Below are 21,917 nucleotides of genomic sequence, written 5' to 3' on the forward strand. Positions count from 1 at the left end.
TCACAGCTCCTCTCGAGGGCCGAAGAAGAAGTCATTCGCGTTGTTGAAGAGGTAGTTGTCGAGTACGTCGGCAGGCAGGTCCAGCGCCAAAGCTTCTGGCACCACACGGTGCATCCTCAGCACCGGCCAGTCGGAGGCGAAGATCACCTTGTCCGGTCCGCGGGTGCGCATGTAGTGCAGCAGGCTCTCCGGCAGTCGCTTGGGCGACCACGCCGACGTCATCAGGCGCAGGTTCTTGTACTTGATCAACAGGCGGATCGCGACATCCCACCACGGGTCGGCGCCGTGGATCATGCAGAGCTTCAGTTCCGGGAACCGCACACAGACGCGGTCGAGGTGGATCGGGTTCTGCGCCTCACCGGGAATGGGCGGTCCCGGCAGGCCGGTGTTGATGCACAACGGCAGCCCGATCTCCGCGCATTTGGTGTACAGCGGGTAGTAGACGGCGTCGCTCGGCGGGTACTGGCCGTCGCCCCAAAAGCTCGGTCCCACTGCGGTGTAGGCGACCGGCAGGTCGCGCACGACGGCGCTGAGCTCGCGCAGCGAGGGCATCGGCCGCAGCAGGTTGACACCACCCATGGCGAGTGCGAACTTGTCGGGTCGCTGGTCGACGAACTTGCGGGCCGTCACCGATGGTTTGGCGATGCTGTCCATCAGGATGGCCTTCTCGACGCCGCGCTCCTCCATCTCCTCGAGCAGCTGGGGCAGCTCGACCTGGTCGTAGAGCGACTGCGGGCCCTTGAAGTAGTCGTCGCGCACCTTGAGCATGAACTCGGGCTGCTTCTCGGTCTCGCCGAAGTGGACGTTGACCAGACAATCAATCGCTTTGTGGCTCATGTCAGTGATGCCTCTTGCGCCGCAGTGGTTTTCGCCCAGCGGTAGTCCGGTTTTCCGTTACCGAGTCGGCGTACCTGGTCGACGATGATGAACTCCTTCGGCGCCTTGAACCGCGCGAGTTGCGAGGTGCACTGGTCGTGCATCTGTTCAGCGGTGATATCAACACCTGGTTGCAGCGCGACAAGGGCGACCAGCTCTTCACCCCAGCGCTCACTGGGTCGTCCGACCACCAATGCGTCAGCCACGCCGGCGTATGCGCGCAACACTTCCTCGACCTCTTCGACGAACACCTTCTCGCCGCCGGTGTTGACGACAAGCGAGTCCCGGCCGAACAACCGCAACGTGCCGTCGGGCGCGAGCGAGCCGCGGTCCCCGGAGATCACGACGCGTCGCCCGTCGACGACGGGAAACGTCTTGCGGGTGGCGGCCTCGTCGTCGAAATAGCCGAGCGGGATGCGCCCCGCACGCGCCACGAAGCCGACCTCGGGCTCCCCCGGTTCGAGGAAGCGACTGTAGTCCTCGGAAAGGACGAGCGCGCCTTCCCGAAGGACGAACGTGTCCTTCTGCTCCCCGACCTGGCTGCGACCGAAGCCGACGTTTCCGGTCTCCGACGATCCGTAGCCGTTGATCAGCGTAATCTGCGGCAGCAGTTCGAGAAGCGCCTGTTGATGTTTCGGATTGGTGGCCGCTCCGCCGGTGCCGATCGCGTACATCGATGACAGGTCGTAGTTGCCGCTGCGGAGTTCGTCGACCAGCGGTCCCGCGTAGGCGTCGCCGACCATCGTCATCATGCCGACCTCCTCACGCTCCGCGGTCTCGAGCACCGCGCGCGGGTCGAAGCGTGTCTTGTCGTAGAGGACTATCGGCAGCCCGTTGAGGAGCCCGGCGAACGCCGTCCACATGCCTGCGGCATGCATCAGCGGCGATACGGCGAACCACGGTTGACCCTCGAATCCGAGCTTGGCGTGAATCTCGTCGACGGACTCGTGGTCGGCGCCGTTCATCGACACCACGTACGTGTCGCTCTGCCGCCACATGACGCCCTTGGGGCGGCCTGTCGTCCCGCCGGTGCACACCATCATCACATCGTCGGGCGACGGTGTGATGTCGTGATCCGTATCGCCTAGTGCCAGCGCCTCTTCCAGGCTGATGGCACCCGGTAACAACGGCTCTGTGCCGCCGTCGTCGACCGCGATCAGCACGTCGGCGGTGGCGGGCGGAAGCACGTCGGCGAACTTCGGACCGAGCGAGCGGTGGTAGATCACCGCCCGTGGCCGCAGGTAGTCCAGGAGTTCGGCCACCTCGCGCGGCGCGTAGTTGTAGTTCACATTCACCGGCACGGTCCGCGCCTTCAGCGATCCGATCACCATGTCGGGATAGAGATCGTTGTGCATGACCAGCGCGACGCGGTCCTGACCGCACTCCCAGTTCGCGAGTTCAGCGCGTTCCCGGTGTGCGCCCAATCCCTGTCCGGCAAGGAAATTGGCCAGTCGGCGGGTGCGCTCCGCAGACTCGGAGAACGTGCTGCGCCGCGAGCCGCAGATGGTCATCAACCGGTCGGGTGCGGCGTCGGCGATGGCGTCGAGCACCGCCCCGATGGTCCATTCCCCCATGACTAGGCGGAGGCCGTCACGTTCGCACCAAGCAGCTCGAGTGCGTTGTCGCGCATGACCTTCCGGGTGTCCTCGTGGCTGAATTCTGGGAATTGCGGGATGTCGGCGGTGAACGACGTGGGATCCGCCAACCCCTCTCCGTGTGGCCAGTCCGACCCAAACAGGATCTTGTCCACGCCGATGGTGTCGGCCAGCAGCTTCACGTCGTCCTCGTAGTACGGCGCAATCCAGACGTTGTTGCGCAGCTGCTCGACCGGATCCTCCTTGTAGTGGTACGGCGCGTTGTTGGCGGACTTCTTGAGCCGCTTGATGAGCCGATAAACGAAGTAGGAACCGTTCTCGATGCTGACCACTCTGAGCTTCGGGTGCCGGGTGAACACCTGATGGACGATCATCGCGGCAATGGTGTCGTGGATAGCGCGGTCGTCCATGATCACCATGTCGAGCGGGTCGCGCTTACCGAAGCCCTTGAACACACCGCTGCCGCCCCACAGTGCGGGGATCGCCATGTAGCCGGAGTCGGACAGGTGAAAGACCACCGGAACTCCAGCCTCGGCCAGACGGGCCCATACCGGGTCGTGCACCGGATCGCCGAGCGAGCGGGGCCTCACCTCACCCGGCACCGGTGCCGGCCGCACGCACACAAGTTTCGCGCCCCTTTCCAGGACGAACTCGACCTCCTCGATGGCCTTCTCGGGGTCGGCCAGCGAGATGATCGGCGCGGCGATGATGCGGTGATCGGGCCTGTCGAATCCCCAGTCATCGTCGAGCCACTGGTTGAAGGCGTGGACCGAGGCCATGGTGGCCGGGATGTCATGCTTGAGGCCCTCTTCGACACCGCACGCGAAAGTCGGCAGCATGAACACGGTTTCGAGGTTCTGCTTGTCGAGGATCTTCACGCGGGCGTCGCGGTTCTGGTACTCGGGATGGTCGGCCAGGCGGTCGACCTTCATCAGCGACGCCGGATCGACGCCCTCGGGGATCTCGCCTCGGAATAGCAGGTCCAGGCAGCCGGGTTCGATGATCGGGTCGAAGGTCGGGTTCGGAATGAAGTGGTTGATCACCCCACCGAACACCGCGTAGGTGCGCTTTCCGTCGGTGAGCATCTGCACGCCGCGGCTGCGGAACTCCTTGGGCAGGTGCCGGGTAAAGGCGTCCAGCGGCTCGTAGTAATGGTTGTCGACGTCGATGGCCATGTAGTCCAAAGTCATGAGTCCTGTCCTTTCGGAAGTCCTTGGGCCGGCCCTTGGACCGGCGGAAAGTTCGGCGGGCGCTTCTCGAAAAAGCTCGTGATGCCCTCGATGAAATCGGGGCGCTGCATCGATTCGTGCATCAACTTCTCGGCATCGTCGCTGGCAACGAAAACGTCGCGCATGGTGTCTGCGTACACCTGTTGTTTGATCACCGCCAGCGAGTTGGGCGCACAGTTGGCGGCGATGTCCTCCGCGTAAGCGATCGCGCGCGGCAGCAGTTCGTCAAGTGCGACGACCTCTTTGACCAGACCCAGTTGCTGTGCCTCGTCGGCCAGGAACACCCGCCCGGACAGCAGTAGATCCAGCGCGACCCCCTGCCCGACGATGCGCGGCAGGATCCACGAGATCCCGTACTCCGCGATCAGACCGCGGCGGGCGAACGACGTGGTGAACTTCGCGCCGTCGGCGGCGAACCGTACGTCGCACATCAGCGCCATCGTTAGGCCCATACCGGCACACGCGCCATTGATCGCCGCGATGACGGGTTTGCGCATCGACGTGGTGAAGTGCGGATGACGCGCACCGACGAGCTTGCCTACGTCGGTGTCCGCGGCGGCGTTGACGGTGGTGGCGCTGATCGATGTGAGGTCGCCCATGTCAGCGCCTGCGCAAAACGCACGGCCCTTCCCGGTCACCACGATGACCCGGACGTCGGGATCGGCCTCCGCGGCGTCGAGATACAGGTAGAACGCGGTCGCGAGGCCACCGCCCCAGCCGTTCATCCGGTCGGGCCTGTTGAGCGTGAGAACCGCGACGCCGGTGTCGAGGACCTCGTAGAGCACCGGTTCGTCCGGCCCGGCGGCCTCGGAGTCGGCCTCGGAGTCGGCCTCGGAGTCGACGATGCGGTCTCCAACGCTCACCCGTCAGCCTCCTCAGGCGTTCGAACTGGATGTATGTCCATACTGTACACCTATCGGTAGCGTCTTCCGCAACCGTCTGGCGACTCAGCCCGCGACCAGTCCGTACCGCCGATACGCAGCGTCGATGGTGTCTTTCGCCTCCCGTGGTAGCTCGGCCTGCGGGGGCCGCGAATGGGGATATGACCCGATGGGCAACCCGAGCACCGACGCGGCGTACTTGAACGCGCCGCCCCAATGGGTGAAATAGTCGGCCCGGCCCGGGTAACACGTGAACCACGAGCGCATGTCGACGCCGAACTGGTCCATGCCGGACTTCTCGGCGTAATCCATCGCCTCGGACAGCTTGTCGCTCCACACCAGCTCCCAGTATTCGGAGAGCACAGGGTGTTGCGGGGTTTCGTACAGGTAGCCCGACGTGCCCAGTTGTGCGGGCCCGACGATGCCCGCGCGTAGCCAGCCCGCGCGGTAGACCGTCGTATCGCATTCCCAGATCGTCAGATCCGGCGCGAGGTCGTGCAGCAGTCGGCTGGCCATGGGCCGGAAGGCGCCCTCTTTCGTCGCGCACACCGCCGGGACCTCTTCGTAGATCCGCGCGCCCTCCGCGGGCGTCAACACGTATCCAGAGGAGGGCGAGTTGAACATTCCCAGTGCGATATCGCTGCGCCCGGCGACGTACTTGAAGAACCTCAGGACGCCTTCGCCGCCATGGGCTTCCATCATCGGCGTCTGGATGTAGGCGATGTCGGCCCCGGCATCCTGGGCGTGCAACGTCAGTTCAAGACAGTCCTTCGCCGACATGGCCGCAGTGCAGGCCTGCACCACGACATTGGGATCGGCCGCCTGGCCCTCCTCGATCGCGACCTCCAACAACCGCTTTCGCTCATCCATGGTCAACGACCAGAACTCCGCGATCCCGCTGGTGCACCAGAGCATTGGGTGACGCAACTCGCCGACGCAGTAGCGCACCAACGTCCGGTAGGCGTCCCAGTCGATGTCGTCGCCGTCCCTGCCGCAGAACGGCGTGTAGAGCGAATTGCCGATGCCGCGCAGGTTGGTGCGGGCCCACTCACGCGCCTCTTTGGCCGTCGCCACTGCCGCCTCCTCCAGGTGAAACCGCTAGGTGAAGTCGCTACCGCCGTCGACATTGATGTTGGCACCAGTCATGTACGAATTTCGCCGAGACGCGAGAAACGCCACGACGGGACCCATTTCGTCGGGAAGACCCGCGCGCGGGAGGTGTGCGGGATGCCCGAAGTGCTCGTCGATCGCCGACATCAACGCGTAGGGATCATTGCCGTCCACGCCGACCGTGGCGGCCCAGCCGATCAGCGCCTCCGACGCTATGCTGCCCGGCGAGACGACGTTGACCATGATCTCGTCCTTGGCCAGAACCAGCGAGAGGTTCTTCGAGATGCTTGTCACCGCCGCCTTGGCAGCGGTGTAGGCCGGCAGAATCGCGCTCTGACGTTGCGTCGAGTGGGCGGAGAAGTTGACGATGCGGGCCCACTGGGCTTTTCGCAATAGCGGCAGCGCGGACCGCACGCAGTGCACCATGCCCATCACGCCGGCGTCGAACGCGGCGCGCCATTGGTCGTCGGTGAGATCCTCGAAGGCGCCGACGGACTCGGGCCCGACCGCATTGACGAGGATGTTGAGTTCACCGCCCCACCGCGCGCCCAATTCGTCGAACACCCGTCGCACTTGGTTGGCATCAGTGGTGTCGGCGACGAGCCCGAGCGCATCAGGGCTGCCCCGGTCGGCCAAATCCTTTGCGGCAACGTCGAGTACGGTCGCCGTTCTGCCGACGACGGCCACCCGCGCACCGTCCTCGGCGAGGCAGCGGGCAGAAGCAAGCCCCATCCCGCGGCCGCCCCCGACGACGACGTCCGCCGCACCCTTCAATCCGAGATCCACCGTGAGCCTTCCGTGAGGATCGCGTTCCTCCGCTTCTCCTGCTAGAAACACTTACTATAGGACTTACAGTAAAGAACCGAAACGGTGGACACGGCATCGGTCGAATGGCGACACATCTGCGAAGATGCAGATCAGCGTGCAATTGCCGGTACATTCAAGCCACCAGTCGATCTGATGGAGGTGCCAACCGTGGCTAGGCAGGCGACCGCCGAGAAGCGCCCAAGGCGCGAACGGGGGTCCATCAATCCCGACGACATCATCAAGGGCGCGTTCGACCTGGCCGAAGAGGTGGGCATCGACAACCTGTCCATGCCGCTGCTCGGTAAGCACCTCGGGGTCGGCGTGACCAGCATCTACTGGTACTTCCGCAAGAAGGACGACCTGCTCAATGCGATGACCGACCGGGCGCTGCGTCAATACGTGTTCGCGACGCCCTACGTCGAGGCGAAAGACTGGCGCGAGACGCTGCGCAACCACGCCCGCTCGATGCGAAAGACGTTCCTGGGTAACCCGATTCTGTGCGACCTGATTCTCATTCGGTCGGCGCTGAGTCCGCGTGCGGCGCGAGTCGGTGTCCAGGAGGTGGAGAAGGCGATCGCCAGTCTGACCGAGGCGGGCCTGTCGCCCGACGACGCGTTCGACACCTATTCCGCGGTTTCGGTGCACGTACGCGGTTCGGTGGTGCTGCAGCGGCTGCGCGAGAAGAACCGGGCGGCCAACGAGGGTCCCAGCGACATCGATGAAGCCATGTCGATCGACAGCGAGTCGACGCCGTTGCTCGCGTTGGTCACCGAAAAAGGCCATCACCTGGGCGTGGCCGACGAGAAGAACTTCGAGTTCGGTCTCGAGTGCATCCTCGACCACGCCGAGCGGCTGATCGAAGACGCCAAGGGCGCCAAAAAGCCGACGCGCAAGCGCTAACCAGTGCGATTTGTGTGCGTTTTGGAGCGCTCACCGCTCCTCGATGCACACAAATCAGACCTCGACGACGACCGCGCCGCCCTGGCCACCGCCTGCGCACATCGCGGCGACACCGATGCCGCCGCCGCGCCGCTGCAGCTCGTAGAGCAGCGTCGTCACCATGCGAGCGCCCGACGCCGCGATCGGATGGCCGAGGCTGCAGCCGCTTCCGGAGAAGTTGACCAGCTCCTCGTCCAGGCCGTACTCGCGGCAAGCCGCGATCGGCACCGACGCGAACGCCTCGTTGATCTCCCACAACGTCACATCCGACGGCTTCAGGCCGGCACGGTCGAGCACCTTGCCGATCACCTTCACCGCGCCCAAGCCGCAGTCGCGGGCGGGGACACCCGCTGCCGCCCAAGCCTTCACCGTGCCCAGCACCGACAGGTTGTTCGACTCGGCGTAGGCACGTTCGACGAGCGCGACACCCGCCGCGGCGTCATTGGTGCCGCTGCTGTTGCCCGCGGTGATCGAGAAGCCCTCGATCTCGGGGTGCAGGACCTTCAGACCGGCTAGCTTCTCGACGGTGGTGTCGCGACGCGGATGCTCGTCGACGCTGAAATCGACGACCGATCCGTCGAACTGCTGGATCTTCATCGGGATGATCTCGTCGAGGAACTTGCCGGCGTCCTGCGCGGCGACGGCGCGCTGGTGCGACCGCGCCGCCCACTCGTCCATCTCCTCGCGCGTGATGCCAACCGCCTGCGCGGTGTTCCAGCCGACCGTGATCGACATGTCCTTGGCAGGCGCGTCGGGCGTTTCGACGTGCGTCGGCGGCATCCACCGCTCCTCGAACTTGAGCTCGGGGCCCGGGATCCGCCAGTTCGTCAGTGGCGTCATCGACAGCGATTGGACGCCGCCCGCGATCAGGACCCGCTCCATACCCGAGCCGATCTGCGCGGCTGCGTTGCCGATCGCGGTCAGGCTGCCGGCGCAGTGCCTGTTCACCGACTGCCCCGGAACGTGGTCCAGCCCTGCGGCGTCGGCGGCATAGCGCGCGAGATCGCCACCGCCGTAATGCGATTCGGCGAAGATGATGTCGTCGATGTCGGCGGGATCCACACCAGACCGGCGGATCACCTCGGGCAGCACGGTGGTGATCAGCGTCTCGGGCGGGGTGTTGACCAAGGTCCCCTTGAAGGAACGGCCGATGGCCGTCCTGGCTGCACCGACGATGACGGGTGTTGACATGGTTTCGACCTCGGGTTTCGGCTTAGGTGACTTTACAAAAGTAGCAGATATTGTTGCGTTCCCAGAAGGTGAGGGTACTCACTCCGGCTCGGGCACGAAGAAGTGCTCGTCACGCAGCCGGAACGCCTCCTTGGTGCCGTGCTGGGCGCGGGTCTTGACGAAGTTGAATTCACCCGGGGCGAACTGCAGGTTCGTCCCGTAGGCGTGGAACAGGTAGCTGGCCACTTCCTCGCCCTGGTATGCCTGACTCTGCTCGACGAGACGGAACGCCTCCTTGGCGATGACGACACCGTCGGCGGGCATCTTCGCGGCCTTCTCCGCCCAGTACCGCGCCCGCGCCGTCACCGAACCCGGATCACAGGTATCGGTGAACACACCGAGGTGTTCGACGTCGCCGGCTTCGATGATGTCGCCGGTCAGCAGGAGTCGCCGCGCCAGCACCGGTCCGAGCCGATGGAAGAACATGTGCAGACTGCCCAGCGCGGGGCCGAGGAACCGTGTCGCGGGCATACCGATCTTGGTGTTGCGGCCGATCACGGAGATGTCGGTCATCAACGCCATCTCGAAGCCACCGCCGAGCGCGTAGCCGCTGATCTCGCCGACCGTGACCTTCGGAAACCCCATGAAGTTGTGGTAGAAGCTGAACGACTTGCGGTCGACGGTCAGGCGCCGCCGCTGGCTGGGGCGACGTTTGGCCTCGGGCGCATTTTTGTCGCCGTACCAGCCGTACGCGTTGTTCATATCCGCCCCGGTGCTGAAGACACCCTCGGCGCCGCGCAGCAGCACCACGGTCAGATCGTCGTCCTCGGCCACCTGGTCGAGATAGCGGGCGACGGTCTCGCGCATCGCCGCGTCGTAGGAGTTGCGTTGGCTCGGGTTGTTCAGCGTGATCGTGGCGATGCGCTTGTCACGGTCGACGTCGAAAAGTACCCGGTCATCGGTGGTGGTCATCGCAAGTCCTTCACTCGACATTGGAAATCAGTTTGGCCTCAATGGTTTTGTCCGCTCCGACGGCGAGCGTGTTGCGCCGCGCGACGGCTAGGTGATCCTTGGCGAGTTTCACCGCACGCGCCTCGTTGCCGTCGCGGATGGCGTCCAGCAGCCGTTGGTGATCTCGCAGCGCGGCTCGCATGGTCTTGTGTTCCATCGGATCACCTTCGTCGCTCCACACCGACGATTCGTGTGCCGACCAAATCAGCTCCAACGACCCGATCAGCAGAATCATCGGCTCGTTCCCGCATCGCGACACGATGGCCTCGTGGAAGCGACGGGCGTTGGGCACGTATCTCGAGAGGTTGTCGAATTGCTCTGTCTGCGTTTTGATTTCCGCTTCGAGATACGGAACGACCTCGGTCATCCGGTCTTCGCGGGCGGCGCACATACCTGCGCAGATCGGCTCCAGATGCATCAGCGCGAGACTGACATCTGCGGGCTTGGCCGATCGCGTCTGCAACACCATGCTGATCATGTGCGCGGTGCGCTCGGCCGAGGGCGGATGCACGATCGCTCCGCCCATGTTTCCGCGACGCACCGATATCAACCCGTCGGTCTCGAGGATGTGGATGGCCTCGCGCAGCGCGGGCGGACTGACGCCGAACTCGGCGAGCAGGACGTCCTGCGACGGGAGCACGTCGCCTTCCTTGATGCGTCCGGACAGAATCTCGTCGCGCAGCCGCGATGCGACGATCTCGGCGACGCGCGGCTGACGAATCCGCTGGACGCTGGTCATCAGCTGGTCGCTCTCCGATGACCGAAATCGAAGACGCTGAGTTTGTCGGGTGACGAAGCGGCGGTGCTGAATTCGCCGATGCACAACACCTCGTCGCCGAGCAGCAGGCGTGCCGTCGAGGTGACCCGGCCGTCGGCTTCGACGCGAGCGACGTCAAAGGCGAGCTCCACCAGAACCGGGGTCGGACGGCGAAAGGTCACCGTCAGCGAACGGGTCTTGCCGGTGCGTCCCGACGCGCAACTCTGGTGTTGAGTGACGCAGTCGAAGAACACCGCCAGAAAGCCACCGTTGACCAACCCCGGCGGGCCTTCGTACACGACGGGGAACGTGACGCGGCCGGACGCGGTATCGGCGTCGAGATGGTCGAAGGTGTACTCGGGAAAGCATGGGTTATAGGCGCCGACATTGAAGGCGTGGTCCAGATACACCCGTTGGGAATCGGTGCTCTGCGGCCCGATCCGCGGTGTGGGGTCAGGCGGCGCCGCGGCAGCCAGTTGCCGTTCCCACTCGGCGATCTGGTCGACCATGGCATCCACGGTCGGGTGCCCGTGTTCCAGTGACAACAACAACCCGGTCAGTCGCCGCAACGCCCCGGCGGCGGCCACCGTCTGCGGCAGCGGCTGCTCACCGAATCGGGGTGTGCCCTCGGCCATGGGTCCCCTTTCGGCGGTTCCGTCGAGGCGCTTTCCTTGCTAACTTGTACAAGATAGCAATACTGTATCCCTAACCGTATAGCGAGGGAAGTGCGGAGGCAACGGTGGCTGACGATGGGGCGGTGAAGACCTCACGCGCGGACGGCATCCTGCACGTCACCCTCGACCGACCGGCTCGGCGCAACTCACTGAGCCCGTCGATGGTGAAGACGTTCGTCGACACGCTGACCGCAGCCGCGAGCGACGACTCACTTCGAGCGGTCCACATCCGCGGCGCCGGAACCGATTTCTGCGCGGGCGTCGACTGGTCCACCAACACCACCGCCGAACGACCCCGCACCGGCGATCTCGTACGTCGCGTCCCCCACGGCTCGCACCGCGTGATCGAACTCGTCCATACCATCCAACTGCCCGTCGTATGCAGTGTGCGTGGTTGGGCCGCCGGACTCGGCTGCAACCTCGCGCTAGCCGCCGATTTCACGGTGGCAGCGCCGGATTCGGTGTTCTGGGAGCCGTTCCTGGACCGCGGTTTCAGCCCCGACTCGGGGTCGACGTGGCTCTTGCCCCGCTTGGTCGGTCTGGCGCGGGCGAAGAGCATGTTGCTGCTCGGAGAAAAGGTCAGCGGATCAGACGCGGCGGACTGGGGGCTGATCCACCAATGTGTGAGCGACGACGAACTCGACGACGTCGCCGCAGAACTGCTGGCGCGACTGGCATCCGGCCCCACCGTCGCCATCGGGCTCGCCAAGCAGGCCATCCACTACGGCCAGCATGCGACGCTGCCAGAGTCGATGAACCAGGAACTGTTCAACCTGGAATTGTCGTCGCGTACGAAGGATTTCAAGGAAGGACTCGCGGCGTTCCGCGAGAAGCGCACGCCGGACTTCGGTGGCCGGTGACCCGGACGGAAGAGGACGAAACCATGTCATTTGACGACATCACCTACGAGGTCGACGGGCACAAGGCCACGATCACGCTGAACCGGCCCAACGCGCTCAACGCGCTCAGTCCCGCGATGATCACCGAGCTTCGCACCGCGTATGACGAGGCGGAGAGCGACGACAACGTCTGGATTGTGATCGTGACCGGCACCGGTCGCGCGTTCTGCACCGGCGCCGATGTCGGCGAGATTCCCGAGGACGGCAGGGTGATCTACGAACGGCCGTACCTGACCACCTATGACCAGTGGGAAGCGCCGCAGGAGGGCACACCACCGTTTCGCCGCATGGCGAAGCCCGTGCTGACGGCGGTCAACGGACTGTGCTGCGGCGCAGGCCTGGACTGGATCACCACCGGCGACATCGCGATCGCGTCCGAGAAGGCGACGTTCTTCGATCCGCATGTGAGCATCGGCCTGGTCGCGGGCCGTGAAATGGTGCGCTTGGCCCGCGTACTCCCCCGCAATATCGCACTGCGGATGGCGCTGATGGGTAAGCACGAACGGATGAGCGCTCAGCGGGCCTACGAGCTCGGCATGATCAGCGAGGTCGTCGAACACGACAAACTCCTCGACCGCGCCCACGAGATCGCCGACATCGTGAACTCCAATGCACCGCTGGCAGTTCGGGGCACCCGGCTGGCGATCCACAAGACCCTCGACCTGCCGCTGCACGAAGCCGAGATTCTGGCCGAGACCTTCCGCGAACGTGTGGTTCGCACCGAGGACGCCGACGAGGGCCCGAAGGCGTTCATGGAGAAGCGCGCCCCGAACTGGCAGTGCCGATGACCGCGCCGGCTTTCGAGACGATCCTGCTCGACGTGGACGCGGTCGACCACGTCGCCACCATCACATTGAACCGGCCGGATTCGCTCAACTCGTTCAACAGGACGATGTGCGAGGAGATGGCAGAGGCGTGGCGGACGGTCAAACTCGACGATTCGGTCAACGCCGTGGTGGTACGCGCGGCGGGCGACAGGGCGTTCTCCGCGGGTCTCGACATCAAATCGCCCTACGGGCAGCCGGACAACGTCTGGAACCACGAGGATCCCGGAGAACTCCTCAGCCCCAAGTGGCAGAAGATGTGGAAACCCGTCGTATGTGCCGTGCAGGGCATGTGCACTGCGGGCGCCTTCTATTTCGTCAACGAGTCCGACGTCGTCATCTGCAGCGACGATGCGACGTTCTTCGACTCGCACGTCAGTGCCGGCCTGGTGTGCGCCTTGGAGCCCATCGGCCTGATGCGCCGCGTGGGCTTGGGTGAAACGCTGCGAATCGCGTTGATGGGCAACGACGAACGGGTCAGCGCCGAGACCGCGCGCCAGATCGGGCTGGTGACCGAAGTCGTTCCCGCGGAGCGCCTCTGGGCGCGTGCTCACGAGATCGCGGCATCGATCGCGGCCAAACCGCCGTCGGCGACGCAGGGCACCGTCAAGGCGATCTGGGAGTCGCTGGACAAGCCCTATCGCGCGGCGATGGAGCAGAACCTGATCTACACGAGGTTGGGCAACCCGATCGGACAGGCCGAACTCGCCGCCCGCTCCCCCGGCGACAGGCCGGCGCCGAGGCTGCGCTGATGGCCGGGCACGCCCTGAGCCGACGTATCCGCACCGTCCTCGAGCTACGGCCCGACGGGCCCGCCGTCGAGTACGAGGGTCGGTGGCTGACGCGGGGTGAGATCGCCGCTCTGGCGCGGCGCATCGAGGCGCTCGACGTGACCGGGCGCCAGGTCGGAATCCTATTGCGTAACACACCGGCTCACATAGCGACATTCCTCGGCGTGCTGATGAGCGGCGGCACCGTCGTCGTCATCAACCCGTCCCGCGGCGACGAGCGCATCAGAGCCGACATCGAATCGCTACGCCTGCCGGTGGTCATCGGTACCGGCGAGGATCTGACGACGCTGGTGACGCCCGCGGCGCACACGACCACCGTGGCTCTTGGGCGTCTCGCCGACGCACCCGACGTGAGCACGGCGTCGGAGCAGAACCCGGACGCCGGGCGTCCCGAGGTGGCGGTGCGAATGCTGACCAGCGGCACGACCGGCCCGCCCAAGAGAATCGACCTGACCTACGACATGCTGGCGCGCAGCGTGATCGGCACCGACTTCGACGTCGCCCCACCGCCGACCGAATCGCGGCGCGGGGTCGCGATCGTCAACGCACCCCTGGTGCACATCGGTGGCGTGTTCCGTGTTCTTCAATGTGTCTGTGAAGCACGGTCGTTCGCGCTACTGGATCGGTTCGACCTCGATCGGTGGGCCGATGCCGTACGCAGGCACCGACCCCAAGCGGTGTCGTTGGTCCCCGCCGCGCTGCGCACTGTGCTTCACTCCGACCTGACCCGCGACGATCTCCAGAGCATCCGCGCGGTCACCTCGGGGACGGCACCGCTGTCGGCCGACGATGCCGACGCGTTCACCGAGAAGTTCGGTATCCCGGTCCTCACGTCGTACGCCGCAACGGAATTCGGCGGCGGTGTCGCGGGATGGACGCTGCGGGATTATCAAGAGTACTGGCAGACAAAGCGCGGCAGCGTGGGCAGAGCGACACTGGGTGCGCAGCTGCGCGTCGTCGACGACAACGGCACACCCGTCGGCGTCGACCAGCCGGGACTGCTCGAGGTCAAGCCGGGTCAGCTCGGGCCCGGCGGGGAGTGGATGCGGACCACGGACATGGCGCGCATCGACACGGACGGATTCCTGTGGATCCTGGGCCGCGCAGATCAGGCGATCATCCGGGGCGGCTTCAAGGTCATGCCCGATGACGTGCGCACCGCGCTGGAGAGCCACCCGGCGGTGCGGGGCGCCGCAGTCGTGGGCAGGCCCGACGCGCGGCTCGGCGAGACACCGGTGGCCATGGTCGAACTGCGGGCACCAGTCGAGGTGGACGCGCTGCTCGACCACATCCGAACACGTCTGGCCGGCTACGAGATTCCCACTGACATCGCGGTGGTCGACGAGATCCCGAGAACGCCGTCCGGCAAGGCCGACCTGACCGCTGTCCGCAGTCACTTCACCTCCGTCGAACATGCCTGACACTGTCGCTGACGTTCTGCGCAACCAGGCGCGCCGTCGCGGCGACCATCCGCTGCTGGTGTGCGACACCGACAGACTCAGCTACGCGGAGGCGGATCGTCGCTCGGCCGAGTTGGCCCGCGGCCTCCTCGCCCTAAGCGCCGGCAAGGGCACGCACGTCGGAGTGCTGTATCCGAACGGTGCCGACTGGATCGTCGCGATGCTGGCCGCCGCACGCATCGGCGCGGTCGTGGTTCCGGTGTCGACGTTCTCGACCGCTCCGGAAATGGCGACGCAGCTTGCCCACGCCGACGTCGAGATCCTGCTCTCCGCAGCGTCTTACCGCGGCCACGACTACCGGAGGCGATTGGGCGACATCGACAGGTCGAGCCTTCCCCTGCTCCGTCACGTGTTGATCGAGTCCGAACCGGAGAGCGTCGTCGATGAGACGATGTTCGAGGCGATGGAGGCCGACGTCGACGCCTCGGACGTGCTGGCGATCATCTACACGTCGGGATCCACCAGTGCCCCCAAGGGTGTCGTGCACACACACGCGTCGCTGCTCGAGCATCAGCGGGTGCTCAACGAGATCCGCGGGCTCACCGAAGATGACAAGTTGTTCTGCAACTCCCCCTTCTTCTGGGTGGGCGGGATAGCGTTCTCGATACTGGCCTGCCTGCTCGCCGGCGCGACGCTGGTGTGCTCCAACGCCGTCGATCCGGCAGACACCCTCGACCTGCTGGAGGCCGAGAAGCCGACCATGACCAACGGATTCGTCGCAGGCATCGCGCATCTGGCCCGTCATCCCAGCCTTCCGCAGCGCGATCTGTCGTCAATGCGCCGCGGCAACCTATACCCGATCATGGCGCCCGACGTACGTCCGGCCGATCCTGAGCTGCGGCACGGCATGCTCGGCATGACGGAGACCGGCAGCGTCATCACGATCAGCGACGACGAGACCGACCAACCCGAGCATCGGCGGGGATCGTTCGGCAAGCCGGCACCGGGCTTCGAGACGGCGGTCGTCGACCCCGACACCGGTGCGAGCGTAGAGGTAGGGCAGGTCGGCGAACTGTGGGTCAGAGGGCCGTTCCTGATGCAGCGCTACTACAAGCGCAGCCGCGAGGAGTCCTTCGACACCGACGGCTGGTTCCACACAGGCGATCTCGTCCGCACCGATGCCGACGGCTTCGTGTACTTCATCGGCCGTCGCGGCGCCATGATCAAAACCGCGGGGGCGAACGTCGCACCGGCGGAGGTGGAGAAGGCCATCGCCAAGGTCTCCGGTCTCGTGGCGCACGTCGTCGCCCTGCCCGACCCGGAGCGCGGGCAGGTGGTGGCGGCGGTCGTCGTGCTCGACGACGGCGTCGACTTCGATGAAGCCACCCTGCGGGAGCGACTCAAGGCCGAGCTGTCCGCGTACAAGATTCCGCGGCGCTTCGCCGCCATACGCGCTTCGAATGTCCCCTTGATGTCGAGCGGCAAGATCGACATCCCGCGTCTGACAAAGGTGTTCGATGCCTGACACGATCGACGACCTGATGCGGCTGCACGCGGCACGCAACGCCGACAAGCCGATGGTGATCGACACGGACACCAGGATGACCTACGCCGAACTGGACGTGGTGACCCGCGATCTGGCGGCGGCATTCTTTGCCGCGGGTGTCACCAAGGGCACCCGCGTCGGGCTGATCATGCCGAACTGCGTGCAGTGGGTTCAGATCGCTCTCGCGCTGACCCGTATCGGGGCTGTGTTGGTGCCGTTGAGCACCCTGCTGCAGGCACCCGAACTCGTCGCCCAGTTGCGCTTCGCCTCCGTCCAATACCTCATCGCGGTGCAGGAGTTCCGCGGCCACCGCTATCTCGATGACGTGGCTGCGGAATGGTCGAATCTTCCTGCGCTGCGCCATGTGTGGGATGCATCCGATCTGCCGAAGGGTGCAGGCGGTGACGTGGACGCGGTGGCCGCTACAGTCACCCCCAGCGACACGCTGGCCATCATGTTCACCTCAGGCAGCAGTGGCCCGCCGAAGGGCGTGATCCACTCGCACGGCAACGCGCTCGGCGCGGTCCGGTCGGGCCTGGCGGCCCGCTGCATCGACGCCGACACGAGGCTGTATCTGCCGATGCCCTTCTTCTGGGTCGGCGGGTTCGGCAGCGGTGTGCTGTCCGCGCTGCTGGCCGGCGCCACCCTGGTGACGGAGCAGATACCCCGCCCGGAGACGACGCTGCGGTTGCTCGAGCGTGAACACGTCACGCTGTTCCGCGGCTGGCCGGACCAGGCAGAGGCGCTCGCACGCCAAACCGACTCCGTGGCAGCCGATCTGTCGTCGCTGCGACCAGGCAGCCTCGAGGCGCTGTTGCCCGCCGATCAGCGGTCCGAGCCCGGGGCACGGGCGCGGCTGTTCGGGATGACCGAGTCGTTCGGCCCGTACTGCGGCTATCCGGCCGACACCGACATGCCACGGTCGGCTTGGGGCAGCTGCGGAAAACCGTTCGACGGCATGGAAGTTCGCATCGTCGACACCGACACCGGTACACCCGTCGCGCCGGGCACGATCGGCGAGATCCAGATCCGCGGGCCCCACGTCATGCGGATTATCTGTCGTCGCAGTCGCGAAGACCTGTTCACGCCTGACGGCTTCTACCCCACCGGCGACCTCGGCCACCTGGACGACGAGGGGTTCATGTTCTATCACGGTCGCTCCGACGACATGTTCAAGGTCAGCGGCGCGACGGTCTATCCGAGCGAGGTGGAAACGGCGCTGCGCACGATCGACGGCGTTGACGGCGCTTTCGTGACCGAGGTGGCCGGAGCCGTCGGCGCCGTCGTGATATCCGCGATGGCGGTGGACGAGCTGCGCGCCGCGGCGCGTAAGCGGCTAAGCGCGTTCAAGGTTCCGACCGTGTGGCTGACGGTCGACTCCGACGATGCGATTCCGCGCAAGGCGACGGGCAAGGTCGACGTCCGCGCCCTGCGCGACTTATTGCGCGAGCAGACGTGAACACCCCCAAAATGGGGTCAAAATGGGGGGTTTCGCGTCTGCTCGCGACGCTTAGGTGACCACTCCCCGCGCCGTGAGGTGCTCGATCAGCGGCTGCGCGCCCTCCGCGAGATGCTCCGACATCGCCGTGCGAGCGAGGTTTTCGTCGCGCTTCTCCAAGGCGTCCAGCACTCGACGGTGGTGCTTGTTCGACTTCTCCGGCCAGCCCGCGATGATCGGGAACACCGACTCCGGCGCGTATCGGGTGATCTGCGACATCAGCTGGGCGAGCTTCGGCGAATCCGAGGCGACGTTGATCGCACGGTGAAACTCGTGATTGAGCTTGACCGCGCGCTCGTCGTCGTCCGCCGCATACGCATCTTCCAGATCGGACTGGATCCGTTGCAGTTCACGCAGTTGCTCGTCGGTGATGTTCGCCGCCGCGCGGGCGGCGAGTTCGCCTCCGATGTAGGCCTGCACATCGGACACATCGGTCAGATCGCGACCCGTCACCGGCAGCACCACGAAGCCGCGATGCGGCTTCTGCGCCAGCAACCCCTCGGCCTTCAGCTCGAACAGCGCCTCGCGCACCGGCGTCACGCTGATACCCAGATCCGCCGCCAGTTGGTCCAGCCGCACGTATGTGCCTGCGGCATAGGTGCCGTCGAAGATGCGCTTGCGCACGATGCGCGCAACATCTTCGGCCAGTTGCGTCCTGGCCAGGGCCTGCGGGATCTCGGGAAGGGACACGGGTCAGATCCGATAGTCGGCGAGCAGTCGCTTGCTGATGATCTGCTTCTGGATCTCGCTCGTGCCCTCGCCGATCAGCAGGAACGGGGCGTCGCGCATCAGCCGCTCGATCTCGTACTCCTTCGAGTAGCCGTAACCGCCGTGGATCCTGAAGCTCTGCTGGGTGACCTCGGCGCAGAACTCGCTCGCAAGGTACTTCGCCATGCCCGCCGCAACGTCGTTGCGTTCGCCGGAGTCCTTCAGCCGTGCAGCGTTGACCATCATCAGATGCGCCGCTTCGACTTTGGTCGCCATCTCGGCCAACTGGAACGCGATCGCCTGATGCTCTGAGATCGGCTTGCCGAACGTCTGCCGCTGCTGCGCATACTTCACCGCGAGCTCGAACGCGCGGATCCCGACGCCGCAGGCCCTTGCGGACACGTTGACGCGCCCCACCTCGATGCCGTCCATCATCTGGAAGAAACCCTGGCCGGGTGCTTCACCCAAAATGTCGCCGGCCTGCGCCACGTAGCCGTCGAAGATCAGCTCCGTCGTGTCGATGCCCTTGTATCCGAGCTTGTCGATCTTCCCCGGAATGGTCAGACCCGGCGCGACTTCACCGAAACCCGTTGGCTTTTCGACCAGAAACGCTGTCAGGTTCCGGTGCGGCTTCTCGGCACCCTCGTCGGTGCGCACCAGCGCGGCGACCAGTGTCGAGCTGCCGCCGTTGGTCAGCCACATCTTCTGGCCGTCGATGGTGTAAGTGCCGTCGTCGTTGCGCTTGGCCTTGGTGCGGATCGCGGCGACATCGGACCCGAGCTCGGGCTCGGACATCGAGAACGCGCCGCGCGTCTCGCCGGTCGCCATCCGCGGCAGGTAATGCTGCTTCTGCGCATCGGTGCCGTGCTGGCGGATCATGTACGCGACGATGAAATGCGTGTTGATCACCCCGGAGATGCTCATCCAGCCACGCGCGAGTTCCTCGACGCACAGCGCATAGGTGAGCAGCGACTCCCCGAGCCCGCCGTACTCCTCGGGAATCATGAGCCCGAACAGGCCCATCTCCTTCATCTGGTCGACGATCGCCTGCGGGTAGGTGTCGGCGTGTTCGAGCTCCTGGGCGGCGGGAATGATCTCCTTGTCGACGAATTGCCGTACGTTGGCGACGATCTCGGTCTGAAACTCCGTCAGGCCGAGCGTCTGGGCAAGTCTGGTCACGCTCCGATCCTCTCGAAGACCGCGGCCAGGCCCTGCCCACCGCCGATGCACATCGTCTCCAGCCCGTAGCGGGCCTCGCGCCGCTGAAGCTCCCGCGCGAGCGTGGCCAGCATCCGCCCACCGGTCGCACCCACCGGGTGACCCAACGAAATACCCGAGCCGTGCACGTTGGTGCGGTCCAGGTCGGCGGGGCCGAACTTCCACTCCTTCATCACCGCGAGCGCCTGCGCGGCGAACGCCTCGTTGAGCTCGATCAGATCGATGTCACTCAGTGACAGGCCCGCCTTGGCGAGCGCGACCTCCGTCGCGGGCACCGGGCCGATGCCCATCACGTTGGGCGCGACTCCCGCCGAACCCCACGACACCAGCCGCACCAGCGGAGTCAAGCCGAGTTGCTCGGCCTTCTCCGGGGTGGTGACGATGCACATGGACGCGGCGTCGTTCTGCCCACTGGCGTTGCCCGCCGTGACGGTCGCGTCTGGATCATCTTTGATCAGAACGGGTTTCAGCTTCCCCAACGACTCCACCGACGTGTCGGCGCGGGGGTGCTCGTCGGTGTCGATGATCTCCTCGCCCTGGCGGGTGCGGACCGCGACGGGGATGATCTCCTCAGCGAGGATGCCGTCCTTCTGCGCCGCGACCGCCCGCTGGTGCGACGTCACCGCCAGCTCGTCCTGCTCCTGCCGCGAGATTCCGTACTGCTTGCGCAGGTTCTCGGCCGTCTCCAGCATGCCGCCGGGGACCGGGTAGTGCCGCCCACCCGCGGTGGTCCGTCCACGCGCGAGCGCGTCGTGCACCTTGACGCCCGATCGCGCTCCGCCCCAACGCATATCCGTCGAGTAGAAGGGGACATTGCTCATGCTCTCCGCACCACCTGCCACGACGAGATCGTTGTCGCCGCTGGCGATCTGAAGGCAGGCCTGAATCACGGCCTGCAGACCCGATCCGCATCGGCGGTCGACCTGCATACCGGGCACGGTCACCGGGAGACCGGCATCGAGCGCGACGACGCGGCCGATGGCCGGCGCCTCGCTGCTCGGATAGCAGTGGCCCAGAATGACATCCTGCACTGCGTCGAGTGCGATGCCGCTGCGCTCCAGCAAGCCCTTGAGCGCCGTGACGCCGAGGTCCACCGCCGTCAGCGGTTTGAACATCCCGCCGTACCGCCCGATGGGCGTGCGCACCGGTTCACAGATGACGGCCTCGCGTGTGCTCACAGGTGCCGCCCGCCGGTGACCTCGAGCACGGTGCCCGTCATGTAGGACGACAGATCGCTGGCGAGGAACAACGCCACCTTGGCGACCTCCGACGGTTCACCCGCCCGTCCCATTGGCACCTCGGCGACCTTTGAGTCCCAAATCCGTTGCGGCATAGCCTCGGTCATCGCGGACCTGATCAGCCCCGGCTGGATCGCGTTCACCCGCACGCCGAGGTGCGCCAGCTCCTTGGAGGCTGCCTTCGTCATGCCAACGATGCCCGCCTTGGCAGCCGAGTAGTTCGTCTGCCCGATCATCCCGACCTTGCCGGAGATCGACGACATGTTGACGATCGCGCCACGCTTGTTCTCCCGCATGATCGGCGCCGCCGCCTTCAACCCGTTCCACGTGCCCTTGAGGTGGACCGAGATCACCTGGTCGAACTGTTCCTCGGTCATTTTGCGCAGCGTCGCGTCGCGGGTGATGCCTGCGTTGTTGACCATGATGTCGAGAGCGCCGAACTGTTCGACGGCGGCGGCGACCAGCCCGTCGACCTCATCGGCTTTGGTCACATCGCAGCGCACCGCGAGTGCGACCTGATCGCCGCCCAGTTGTTTCACCGCGGCCTCGGTGGTACCGAGGTCCAGATCGCCGAGCACCACACGTGCACCCTCGGCGATGAACTGTTCCGCGATCGCGTACCCGAGGCCCTGCGCCCCTCCTGTGATGACGGCGGTCTGACCGGTCAGCAATGACACCTGATCACTCCTCTTGGCTGGCGGAAGCCCCGGTAGGGGGCCCATCGGTCGCACATCATATTTCATATA

The 21,917-nt window shown here is 65.6% G+C and carries 21 protein-coding genes; 7 read left to right on the forward strand and 14 right to left on the reverse strand.

Going from position 1 to position 21,917, the window contains the following annotated elements; genetic code table 11:
* The 6 genes from H7J93_RS13335 to H7J93_RS13360 form a co-directional block, all read right to left on the reverse strand.
* Positions 1-837, reverse strand: coding sequence for an amidohydrolase family protein (locus H7J93_RS13335; RefSeq protein ID WP_267306739.1), 837 nt, complete (start codon positions 835-837; stop codon positions 1-3).
* Entirely contained in the window at positions 834-2,450 is a 1,617-nt protein-coding gene (locus H7J93_RS13340; RefSeq protein WP_267306740.1) for an acyl-CoA synthetase, read from the reverse strand. Before H7J93_RS13340 ends, H7J93_RS13335 begins: the two co-directional genes overlap by 4 nt.
* A 2-nt stretch (positions 2,451-2,452) precedes the next feature.
* Positions 2,453-3,661 (reverse strand): amidohydrolase family protein, encoded by a 1,209-nt coding sequence (locus H7J93_RS13345; protein ID WP_267306741.1) that lies wholly within the window; start codon positions 3,659-3,661, stop codon positions 2,453-2,455.
* Entirely contained in the window at positions 3,658-4,563 is a 906-nt protein-coding gene (locus H7J93_RS13350; protein ID WP_372507872.1) for an enoyl-CoA hydratase, read from the reverse strand. Before H7J93_RS13350 ends, H7J93_RS13345 begins: the two co-directional genes overlap by 4 nt.
* Positions 4,564-4,647: 84 nt before the next feature.
* A complete protein-coding gene (locus H7J93_RS13355; RefSeq protein ID WP_267306742.1) occupies positions 4,648-5,655 on the reverse strand; it encodes a dihydrodipicolinate synthase family protein in 1,008 nt (335 codons plus the stop codon).
* A 24-nt stretch (positions 5,656-5,679) separates the two neighbouring features.
* Positions 5,680-6,477, reverse strand: coding sequence for an SDR family NAD(P)-dependent oxidoreductase (locus tag H7J93_RS13360; protein ID WP_267306743.1), 798 nt, complete (start codon positions 6,475-6,477; stop codon positions 5,680-5,682).
* A 189-nt stretch (positions 6,478-6,666) separates the two neighbouring features.
* Between H7J93_RS13360 and H7J93_RS13365 the strand changes: the two genes are divergently transcribed.
* A complete protein-coding gene (locus tag H7J93_RS13365; RefSeq protein WP_267306744.1) occupies positions 6,667-7,398 on the forward strand; it encodes a TetR/AcrR family transcriptional regulator in 732 nt (243 codons plus the stop codon).
* A 54-nt stretch (positions 7,399-7,452) separates the two neighbouring features.
* On the opposite strand, the gene H7J93_RS13370 is transcribed toward H7J93_RS13365, so the two are convergent.
* The 4 genes from H7J93_RS13370 to H7J93_RS13385 form a co-directional block, all read right to left on the reverse strand.
* Positions 7,453-8,628 carry a thiolase family protein gene (locus tag H7J93_RS13370; RefSeq protein ID WP_267306745.1) on the reverse strand — a complete coding sequence of 392 codons (1,176 nt, stop codon included), beginning with the start codon at positions 8,626-8,628 and terminating at the stop codon, positions 7,453-7,455.
* Between the two features lie 78 nt (positions 8,629-8,706).
* On the reverse strand, positions 8,707-9,579 hold the full coding sequence (locus H7J93_RS13375) for an enoyl-CoA hydratase/isomerase family protein (RefSeq protein ID WP_267306746.1): 873 nt from the start codon (positions 9,577-9,579) through the stop codon (positions 8,707-8,709).
* 10 nt (positions 9,580-9,589) lie between these two features.
* Positions 9,590-10,357 (reverse strand): FadR/GntR family transcriptional regulator, encoded by a 768-nt coding sequence (locus tag H7J93_RS13380; protein WP_267306747.1) that lies wholly within the window; start codon positions 10,355-10,357, stop codon positions 9,590-9,592.
* On the reverse strand, positions 10,357-11,010 hold the full coding sequence (locus H7J93_RS13385; protein ID WP_267306748.1) for a hotdog family protein: 654 nt from the start codon (positions 11,008-11,010) through the stop codon (positions 10,357-10,359). Before H7J93_RS13385 ends, H7J93_RS13380 begins: the two co-directional genes overlap by 1 nt.
* 104 nt (positions 11,011-11,114) lie before the next feature.
* Between H7J93_RS13385 and H7J93_RS13390 the strand changes: the two genes are divergently transcribed.
* The 6 genes from H7J93_RS13390 to H7J93_RS13415 are packed head-to-tail and all read left to right on the forward strand — an operon-like array spanning position 11,115 to position 17,968.
* Positions 11,115-11,909 carry an enoyl-CoA hydratase/isomerase family protein gene (locus tag H7J93_RS13390; protein ID WP_267306749.1) on the forward strand — a complete coding sequence of 265 codons (795 nt, stop codon included), beginning with the start codon at positions 11,115-11,117 and terminating at the stop codon, positions 11,907-11,909.
* A 23-nt stretch (positions 11,910-11,932) separates the two neighbouring features.
* Complete coding sequence (locus H7J93_RS13395; protein WP_267306750.1) at positions 11,933-12,736, forward strand: enoyl-CoA hydratase/isomerase family protein; 804 nt, start codon at positions 11,933-11,935, stop codon at positions 12,734-12,736.
* Entirely contained in the window at positions 12,733-13,524 is a 792-nt protein-coding gene (locus tag H7J93_RS13400) for an enoyl-CoA hydratase/isomerase family protein (RefSeq protein WP_276021825.1), read from the forward strand. Before H7J93_RS13395 ends, H7J93_RS13400 begins: the two co-directional genes overlap by 4 nt.
* Positions 13,524-14,984 carry a class I adenylate-forming enzyme family protein gene (locus tag H7J93_RS13405; RefSeq protein ID WP_267306752.1) on the forward strand — a complete coding sequence of 487 codons (1,461 nt, stop codon included), beginning with the start codon at positions 13,524-13,526 and terminating at the stop codon, positions 14,982-14,984. Before H7J93_RS13400 ends, H7J93_RS13405 begins: the two co-directional genes overlap by 1 nt.
* Positions 14,977-16,488 (forward strand): class I adenylate-forming enzyme family protein, encoded by a 1,512-nt coding sequence (locus H7J93_RS13410; RefSeq protein ID WP_267306753.1) that lies wholly within the window; start codon positions 14,977-14,979, stop codon positions 16,486-16,488. Before H7J93_RS13405 ends, H7J93_RS13410 begins: the two co-directional genes overlap by 8 nt.
* Positions 16,481-17,968 carry a class I adenylate-forming enzyme family protein gene (locus tag H7J93_RS13415; RefSeq protein WP_267306754.1) on the forward strand — a complete coding sequence of 496 codons (1,488 nt, stop codon included), beginning with the start codon at positions 16,481-16,483 and terminating at the stop codon, positions 17,966-17,968. The genes H7J93_RS13410 and H7J93_RS13415 overlap by 8 nt, the downstream gene beginning before the upstream one ends.
* 51 nt (positions 17,969-18,019) lie before the next feature.
* On the opposite strand, the gene H7J93_RS13420 is transcribed toward H7J93_RS13415, so the two are convergent.
* The 4 genes from H7J93_RS13420 to fabG are packed head-to-tail and all read right to left on the reverse strand — an operon-like array spanning position 18,020 to position 21,893.
* Entirely contained in the window at positions 18,020-18,697 is a 678-nt protein-coding gene (locus tag H7J93_RS13420) for a GntR family transcriptional regulator (RefSeq protein ID WP_267306755.1), read from the reverse strand.
* 3 nt (positions 18,698-18,700) lie between these two features.
* Positions 18,701-19,894, reverse strand: a complete 1,194-nt coding sequence (locus H7J93_RS13425; RefSeq protein WP_267306756.1) for an acyl-CoA dehydrogenase family protein — start codon at positions 19,892-19,894, stop codon at positions 18,701-18,703.
* On the reverse strand, positions 19,891-21,111 hold the full coding sequence (locus H7J93_RS13430; protein WP_267306757.1) for an acetyl-CoA C-acetyltransferase: 1,221 nt from the start codon (positions 21,109-21,111) through the stop codon (positions 19,891-19,893). The genes H7J93_RS13425 and H7J93_RS13430 overlap by 4 nt, the downstream gene beginning before the upstream one ends.
* Positions 21,108-21,893, reverse strand: coding sequence for a 3-oxoacyl-ACP reductase FabG (gene fabG / locus H7J93_RS13435; RefSeq protein ID WP_267306758.1), 786 nt, complete (start codon positions 21,891-21,893; stop codon positions 21,108-21,110). The genes H7J93_RS13430 and fabG overlap by 4 nt, the downstream gene beginning before the upstream one ends.
* Between the last annotated feature and the right edge of the window lie 24 nt (positions 21,894-21,917).

The sequence above is a fragment of the Mycobacterium barrassiae genome (assembly GCF_025822765.1).
In the GTDB taxonomy this organism is placed as follows: domain Bacteria; phylum Actinomycetota; class Actinomycetes; order Mycobacteriales; family Mycobacteriaceae; genus Mycobacterium; species Mycobacterium barrassiae.

Excerpts from the sequence above, each read along its gene's own strand:
- H7J93_RS13335 (WP_267306739.1), bottom strand. The coding sequence starts at position 837 with ATGAGCCACAAAGCGATTGATTGTCTGGTCAACGTCCACTTCGGCGAG.
- H7J93_RS13340 (WP_267306740.1), bottom strand. The coding sequence starts at position 2,450 with ATGGGGGAATGGACCATCGGGGCGGTGCTCGACGCCATCGCCGACGCC.
- H7J93_RS13345 (WP_267306741.1), bottom strand. The coding sequence starts at position 3,661 with ATGACTTTGGACTACATGGCCATCGACGTCGACAACCATTACTACGAG.
- H7J93_RS13370 (WP_267306745.1), bottom strand. The coding sequence starts at position 8,628 with ATGTCAACACCCGTCATCGTCGGTGCAGCCAGGACGGCCATCGGCCGT.
- H7J93_RS13375 (WP_267306746.1), bottom strand. The coding sequence starts at position 9,579 with ATGACCACCACCGATGACCGGGTACTTTTCGACGTCGACCGTGACAAG.
- H7J93_RS13380 (WP_267306747.1), bottom strand. The coding sequence starts at position 10,357 with ATGACCAGCGTCCAGCGGATTCGTCAGCCGCGCGTCGCCGAGATCGTC.
- H7J93_RS13385 (WP_267306748.1), bottom strand. The coding sequence starts at position 11,010 with ATGGCCGAGGGCACACCCCGATTCGGTGAGCAGCCGCTGCCGCAGACG.
- H7J93_RS13395 (WP_267306750.1), top strand. The coding sequence starts at position 11,933 with ATGTCATTTGACGACATCACCTACGAGGTCGACGGGCACAAGGCCACG.
- H7J93_RS13400 (WP_276021825.1), top strand. The coding sequence starts at position 12,733 with ATGACCGCGCCGGCTTTCGAGACGATCCTGCTCGACGTGGACGCGGTC.
- H7J93_RS13405 (WP_267306752.1), top strand. The coding sequence starts at position 13,524 with ATGGCCGGGCACGCCCTGAGCCGACGTATCCGCACCGTCCTCGAGCTA.
- H7J93_RS13410 (WP_267306753.1), top strand. The coding sequence starts at position 14,977 with ATGCCTGACACTGTCGCTGACGTTCTGCGCAACCAGGCGCGCCGTCGC.
- H7J93_RS13415 (WP_267306754.1), top strand. The coding sequence starts at position 16,481 with ATGCCTGACACGATCGACGACCTGATGCGGCTGCACGCGGCACGCAAC.
- fabG (WP_267306758.1), bottom strand. The coding sequence starts at position 21,893 with ATGGGCCCCCTACCGGGGCTTCCGCCAGCCAAGAGGAGTGATCAGGTG.